At 67.7% G+C, this 6,723-nt stretch carries 8 protein-coding genes and 1 pseudogene; all 9 read left to right on the forward strand.

What is annotated here, in order from left to right; translation table 11 throughout:
* A partial coding sequence (locus Q8S40_RS09020) for an ATP-binding protein (RefSeq protein WP_305670116.1) occupies positions 1-849 on the forward strand: 849 nt, incomplete at its 5' end.
* Positions 850-946: 97 nt separating this feature from the next.
* Positions 947-1,429, forward strand: coding sequence for a DUF305 domain-containing protein (locus Q8S40_RS09025; RefSeq protein WP_305670117.1), 483 nt, complete (start codon positions 947-949; stop codon positions 1,427-1,429).
* A 188-nt stretch (positions 1,430-1,617) separates the two neighbouring features.
* Positions 1,618-1,773 (forward strand): annotated as a pseudogene (locus tag Q8S40_RS25170) (DUF411 domain-containing protein); the annotation flags it as partial.
* Positions 1,774-1,990: 217 nt separating this feature from the next.
* On the forward strand, positions 1,991-2,194 hold the full coding sequence (locus Q8S40_RS09035; RefSeq protein WP_304808641.1) for a heavy-metal-associated domain-containing protein: 204 nt from the start codon (positions 1,991-1,993) through the stop codon (positions 2,192-2,194).
* Between the two features lie 91 nt (positions 2,195-2,285).
* Positions 2,286-2,750, forward strand: coding sequence for a DUF305 domain-containing protein (locus tag Q8S40_RS09040; protein ID WP_305670118.1), 465 nt, complete (start codon positions 2,286-2,288; stop codon positions 2,748-2,750).
* A gap of 312 nt (positions 2,751-3,062) precedes the next feature.
* Positions 3,063-3,455 (forward strand): Spy/CpxP family protein refolding chaperone, encoded by a 393-nt coding sequence (locus Q8S40_RS09045; RefSeq protein WP_305670119.1) that lies wholly within the window; start codon positions 3,063-3,065, stop codon positions 3,453-3,455.
* Between the two features lie 10 nt (positions 3,456-3,465).
* Positions 3,466-3,711 (forward strand): DUF2933 domain-containing protein, encoded by a 246-nt coding sequence (locus tag Q8S40_RS09050; protein WP_305670122.1) that lies wholly within the window; start codon positions 3,466-3,468, stop codon positions 3,709-3,711.
* Complete coding sequence (locus Q8S40_RS09055) at positions 3,708-4,178, forward strand: hypothetical protein (RefSeq protein ID WP_305670120.1); 471 nt, start codon at positions 3,708-3,710, stop codon at positions 4,176-4,178. Before Q8S40_RS09050 ends, Q8S40_RS09055 begins: the two co-directional genes overlap by 4 nt.
* Before the next feature lie 14 nt (positions 4,179-4,192).
* Positions 4,193-6,562: a heavy metal translocating P-type ATPase gene (locus Q8S40_RS09060; RefSeq protein ID WP_305670121.1), complete on the forward strand. Its 2,370-nt coding sequence runs from the start codon at positions 4,193-4,195 to the stop codon at positions 6,560-6,562.
* The last annotated feature ends 161 nt before the right edge of the window (positions 6,563-6,723 follow it).

Raw genomic sequence — 6,723 nt, forward strand, 5'->3', positions numbered from 1 at the left:
CACGGCGCCATCTCGTCCATGGTTGCCATGGCGGTCGGGATCGCACTGGTGTCCATCCTGGTGGTGCGCTGGATCACCGGGCCGTTGCGGCGGCTCTCGGCAGCGGCCGACCGCATCGGCCGCGACCCAAGCCCCCGGCCAGTGCCGATGGAAGGGCCAGAGGAGGTCCGCCACGCCGCCACGGCCTTCAACGCCATGCAGGACCGCATCGCGCGATTGCTGGAGGACCGGACGGAAGCGCTGGCGGCGATGAGCCACGACCTGCGTACGCCACTTTCCCGCCTGCAACTGCGCGTGGGCTTCCTGCCGGAGGGTGAGGATCGCGCGCGTCTGGAAGCCGACATCGCCGAGATGGAGTCGATGATCGCGCGCACCCTCGACTACATCCGCGAGGGCCGCGACGCCGAGCCGGTGCGGCCCGCCGACCTGGCCGCGATTCTGCAGACCCTGGCTTCGGACGCCGCGGATCGGGGGCACGACGTGGTCTATGAGGGGCCGGGGCGCGCTGTGCTGCCGCTTCGCCGCAGCGCCGCGAAGCGCGCGCTCTCGAACCTGGTGGACAACGCGCTGCGCCATGGGCGTCCCCCGGTGCGGCTGCACATCCACGACGCGGGGCCGATGCTCGCCGTCGAGGTGTCGGACGCCGGCGCCGGAATCGCCGAGGCCGACCGTGCCCGGGCGGTGGCGCCCTTCGTGCAGCTCGACCCGGCGCGCGGTGGCTCGGGTGTTGGCCTGGGCCTGGCGATCGCGCAGCGCTTCGCGCAGGCGAGCAACGGCAGCCTGGAACTCGGTGAGTCCCGCGAGGGCGGGCTGCTGGCCAGGCTTCTCCTGCCGCGGCAGGGGGGCTGAAGTCCGAGCTGCGGTGACATACTTTGTCATGCTGCAGAGAGGCTCCGCAGCGCCCCCGCATGCATGTTGAAGGGGTAGAGAACACGGAGTTCATCCCATGCGTCGCATGCTTCTGACTGCAACCGCTGCCATCGTGCTGCTCGGCACCGGGGCTTTGGTGCTGGCCCAGGCCCAGCCGCAGCACGGCCCCGGGCATGGCATGCCGATGATGCAGGGCCAGGGGATGCCCCAAGGGATGCCCCAGGGGATGCCCCAGGGGATGCCAATGATGCAGGGCGGTGGGCACGCAGGTCATGCCGCGGCGCAGGCACCGGCCAACGCAAGCCCGGCAACACGCGCCTTCATGGCGGCGAACGAGAAGATGCATCGCGACATGGCGATCACCTTCTCCGGGAACGCCGATCGCGATTTCGTCGCCGGCATGATCCCGCACCACCAGGGTGCGATCGACATGGCGCGGATCGCGCTGGAACACGGCAAGGACCCTGAGGTGCGGGCCATCGCGGAAGCCGTCATCCGTGAGCAGGAGCGCGAGATCGTGCAGATGCGCGTGATCCTGGACCGGATACCCGCGCGGTGAGGCGCCGCAGCCTCCTCGCCACCGCTATTGTAGCCGCAGCGGGTCCTGCCCTGGCGCGGGGTGGTGAGCAGGTTGAGGTCTGGCGCGATCCGAATTGCGGCTGCTGCGCGGATTGGGTCGCGCATCTCCGGACCGCGGGCTTCACGGTGGAAGACCGCGTCGTCGCCTCGGTCGCGCCGTTCCGCAGGATGCTGGGCACGCCATCCGATCTGCTATCCTGCCACGCGGGACGGGTTGGTGGCTATGCGCTGGAGGGTCATGTCCCAGCGGCAGCCGTGAGGAGGCTGTTGGCGGACCGTCCTGCTGGAATCCGCGGACTCGCTGTGCCGGGGATGCCGGTGGGCTCTCCGGGCATGGAAGTCCCTGGCCAGGCGCCGGACAGCTATGACGTTCTGGCCTTCGATGCGCGTGGCGGGCACGCGGTGTTCATGCGCTTCCGCGGCGGCACACCGGTGTGAGGTGGCCCTTCGAAGCCGCAACTGGGGCGCGGAAAGCGCTTGACCCTCCCATGGTGGCAATCACCACGTTCCGGGTCGGACCAGAACCCATGAGGAGGAAGTGATGCATCGCTTTCGGATCGCGAACATGAACTGCGGTGGCTGCGCAAAGGGTGTTACGGCATCGCTGCGGCTGGCTGACCCGCAGGCGGGGATCGAGATCAAGCTGGACACGCGCGAAGCCTCCGTGACCTCGGCGATGGATACAGCGAGTCTCGAGCAGGCGCTGCGCGACGGTGGCTGGAAGACTGAACGTATCCCCGCCTGATCCCGCACAGCCATGCCTGGTCACGAAGCGTGCCGCTCGCCACCAGAGCGGACTTCCTGATCAAGGTCGTTCCAGGAAAGGAAATCGACTGATGCCTCGCGCACCTCTCCTGCTGTCCCTTGTGGCCGGTCTGATTGTTGGCGCTGGCTTCGGCTATGCACTGTCGCAGGGCATTTCTCCGGGACATCGAATGCCGGACGGCACGATGATGCAGGGCCAAATGCCAATGTCGCCGGGCCACTCGTCCGCGATGCAGCACTTGCCGACCTCGCAGCAGCCAGGCGCATCCAGCGCTCAGCCGCCCTCGACAGCCGCCTTTTTGGCTGCGAACGAGAAGATGCACCGCGACATGTCCATTACCTTCACCGGCGATGCGGACCGCGATTTCGCTGCTTCCATGATCCCCCATCATGAAGGCGCGATTGCGATGGCTCGCATTCAGTTGGCGCACGGGCGGGATGCGGAGATGCGCCGGTTGGCCGAAGCTGTGATTCGCGAGCAGGAGCGGGAGATCACCGAACTGCGCGCCTTTTTGGCGCATACACCTCCGCGGTGACGGGCTGAGCCGACGTCAGGCGGCACCCTGCGCGCACTCCACCGGCTCCCGTGCGTCTGACGACACGGCTGCCCAATAACCGAAAAGGACAAGACCATGAGGAAGCTCAGCATTGTCACGACGGCAGCCATTCTGGCGTTCGGAGTGGCCGGAACGGCGCTCGCGCAAGCCCCAGCTCCTGCTGGCGCAGCAACCGATCCCCACCATCCCGGAGCGCCCGCTGGCGCCCCGCAGGCAGCGACGCCACCAGCCCAGCACGGCGCGCCAGGTCCTGGCATGGCAGGCCCGGGTGGCGGGATGATGGGTGGCGACATGGGCCGCATGATGCAGCAGATGATGCAGAGCCGGATGGCAGCTGCATCGATGCAGCCCTTCCGCCGGATTGAGGGACATCTGGCATTTGTCCGCGCCGAGTTGCGGGTCACGGACGGCCAGATGCAGCAATGGAGCGCGTTCGCGGATGCGGTTCGCACCCAGAGCGACAGGCTTCGGCAGGCAATGCAGCAGGCGATGGGCAGCAGCTCCGGCACCGCGCCAGAACAGATGGAGCGTCGTATCGCCCTGCTCTCCGCCCATCTGGAAGCGATGCGCGCGGTTAGCGCGGCGGCGACACCGTTCTATGCGGCGCTGTCCGAGGAGCAGCGCCGCACCGCCGACGAGCTTATGGCCGAACACCTGCGCGGCATGCGGATGGGGATGCGGTGACATGGACCGCATGGTTGGCCTGCATGCGCAGGGCGCGCGATCCTGGTGGCGCACCCGCACCGGAATCGCCGTGATCGGCTTCGCGCTGATCGCGGCCTTCTACATCCTGCGAGAGCATTGGGGCCACGCATTCGGCGCGCTACCGTATCTCATCCTCCTCGCCTGCCCGCTGTTGCACCTGTTCATGCACCACGGGCATGGCCACGGCGGCGGCGGACAGAATGCTGTTTCAGATCGTGGCACTGGCGCCAAATGATCGACCATGTGCCGCGAGAGTGGGCTGGCTTGACTGCTCCCGCCGCACGCTACATCGCGACCATGCTGGCCTTGAACCTGGTCTGGGAAGTGGCGCAGCTCCCCCTCTACACGTTGTGGGCGGAGGGAACGCCCGGCGAGATCGCCTTCGCCGTCCTTCATTGCACCGGCGGGGACGCGATGATCGCGTCGGCCGCGCTCGCGGTCGCGATACTGCTGACACGATCCTGGCAATGGCCGAGCCGGGGGTGGGAGCGCGTCACCGTTGCCACGACCCTGGTGGGCCTTGGATACACGGTGTTCAGCGAGTGGCTGAACGTCGATCTGCGCCAATCGTGGACCTACACGGCCGCCATGCCGCGCCTTCCGCCGTGGGGAACCGGGCTCACCCCTTTCCTTCAATGGCTGCTGTTGCCGCCACTGGCGATGCTGACAGTGCGGCCGCCCGCGCGACCCTTTGCGCGCTGAGGAGTTAGACGGACATGGAACATCACGGCCCCCACACCGCCCACGGCAAGCACGATCCCCAGCCTGAAGGAACTGCGGCGGCATCGGGAACCGTGAACGATCCGGTCTGTGGCATGAAGGTGGACCCGGCAAAGACGGCTCACCACGCCGCTCATGCGGGGCCTGCCTACCACTTCTGCTCAGCCGGCTGCCGCACCAAGTTCATCGCCGAGCCCGCCAAGTATCTGCAGCCACGTGCCCCGCTGCGCGCCGAGGCCGTGGCGCCGGGCACCATCTACACCTGTCCGATGCACCCGCAGATCCGGCAGCCGGGCCCCGGCAGTTGCCCGATCTGCGGCATGGCACTCGAACCTGAAACCCCCTCGGCCGAGACGGGACCCAACCCGGAACTGGTGGATTTCACCCGGCGCTTCTGGATTGGCCTTGTGCTGACCATCCCGGTCTTCCTGCTGGAAATGGGTGGCCACCTGACGGGGATGATGCACCTCGTCGGCGGGCCGCGCGTCGGCAACTGGATTCAGCTGGCGCTGGCGACACCCGTGGTGCTCTGGGCTGGCTGGCCGTTCTTCGTCCGGGGCTGGCAGAGCCTGGTGAACCGAAGCCTCAACATGTTCACCCTGATCGCCCTGGGCACTGGGGTCGCCTGGGTGTTCAGCGTCGTGGCCACCTTGGCGCCTGATATCTTCCCGGCGGCCTTCCGCGCGACCGATGGCTCGGTTGCCGTTTATTTCGAGGCGGCTGCGGTAATCGTCGTGCTGGTGCTGCTCGGGCAGGTGCTCGAACTTCGGGCGCGCGAGCAGACAGGCGGCGCAATCCGCGCCTTGCTCGATCTGGCACCAGCCCAGGCCCGGCGGCTGCGGGACGACGGATCAGATGAGGAAGTCCCGCTGGCCGCAATCGTGGTCGGCGATCGGCTCCGCGTCCGCCCAGGCGACAAGGTGCCGCTCGACGGCGCGGTGCTGGAGGGCACCTCCAACGTCGATGAGAGCCTGGTGACGGGTGAGGCAGTGCCGGTCACCAAGACGGTGGGCGATCAGGTCGTCGGCGGCACGCTGAACGGCCAGGGCAGCTTCATCATGCGCGCCGATCGCGTCGGCCAGGACACGGTACTGGCGCAGATCGTCCGCATGGTCGCGGGAGCGCAACGTTCCCGCGCGCCGATCCAGCGCTTGGCCGATCAGGTCTCTGGCTGGTTTGTGCCGGTGGTAGTGGCAATAGCCATAGTTGCCTTCGCGGTCTGGGCGATATGGGGACCAGAGCCGCGCCTCGCCTTTGCTTTGGTCGCCGCGGTGACGGTGCTGATCATCGCCTGCCCGTGTGCGCTAGGGCTGGCGACACCGATGTCCATCATGGTGGGCGTGGGACGGGGCGCGCAGGCCGGCGTGCTCATCAAGAACGCCGAGGCGCTGGAGCGCATGGAGCGGATCGACACGCTGGTCGTGGACAAGACCGGCACCCTTACCCAGGGGCGGCCGGACGTGGTGGCGGTGATCCCGGCGGTGGGCGTGGCCGAGGATGAGGTTTTGCGCTTAGCTGCGGGGTTGGAGCGGCCGAGCCAGCATCCGCTCGCTGAAGCCGTGGTGCGGGCGGCGGAGAAGCGCGGCTTGGCCGTACCGGCGGTCGAGGGCTTCGATGCGCCAATCGGACGTGGCGTGACGGGGGCGGTCGAGGGACGCCAGGTCGCGGTTGGTAACGCCCGTCTGATGGACGAGGCGAAGGTGGATGTCGGCGCGCTGTCGGCGGAAGCCGAGCGCCTGCGTGGGGATGGCGCCACCGTCTTCTTCGTGGGGGTGGATGGCCGCGCCTTCGGAATTGTCGCCGTGGCCGATCCAGTCAAGGCGACGACACCAGCGGCGCTCGCGGGTCTCGCGAAGGATGGCGTGCGGGTGGTGATGCTGACCGGCGATAACCGCACGACGGCGGAGGCTGTGGCGCGGCGCCTTGGCATCACAGAGGTCGAGGCGGAGGTTCTGCCCGAGGACAAGCAGCGCATCATCGAAAAGCTGAAGGTCGAAGGGCGTCGCGTGGCGATGGCGGGTGATGGCGTGAACGACGCGCCTGCGCTGGCGGCTGCCGAGGTCGGCATCGCCATGGGCACGGGTACGGCCGTTGCGATCGAAAGCGCGGGCATCACGCTGCTCGGCGGTGACCTCATGGGGATCGTTCGAGCGCGGCGGCTGTCGGAGGCCGTGATGGGCAACATCCGGCAGAACCTGTTCTTCGCCTTCGCCTACAACGCTGCCGGCGTGCCGATCGCCGCGGGCGTGCTGTATCCGATATTCGGGATTCTGCTCACGCCCATCATCGCGGCGGCGGCGATGGCGCTATCGTCGGTGAGCGTTGTGGGCAACGCGCTGCGGCTCAGGGCGACGCGGCTCGATTGAAGATGCCTGATCGCTGCTGAGGAGGGCACGGAAGAGTATGATGAATGAAACGATGATGAGTGGCGGGATGTTCTGGGGAATGGGTGTGGTTGGGCTGCTGTTCCTTGCCCTTCTTGTCCTGGCGATCCTCGCGCTTGCCAAATACGTGTTCGGACGACGCA

Origin of the sequence: Falsiroseomonas sp. (assembly GCF_030695085.1) — a bacterium.
Classification (GTDB): domain Bacteria; phylum Pseudomonadota; class Alphaproteobacteria; order Acetobacterales; family Acetobacteraceae; genus Falsiroseomonas.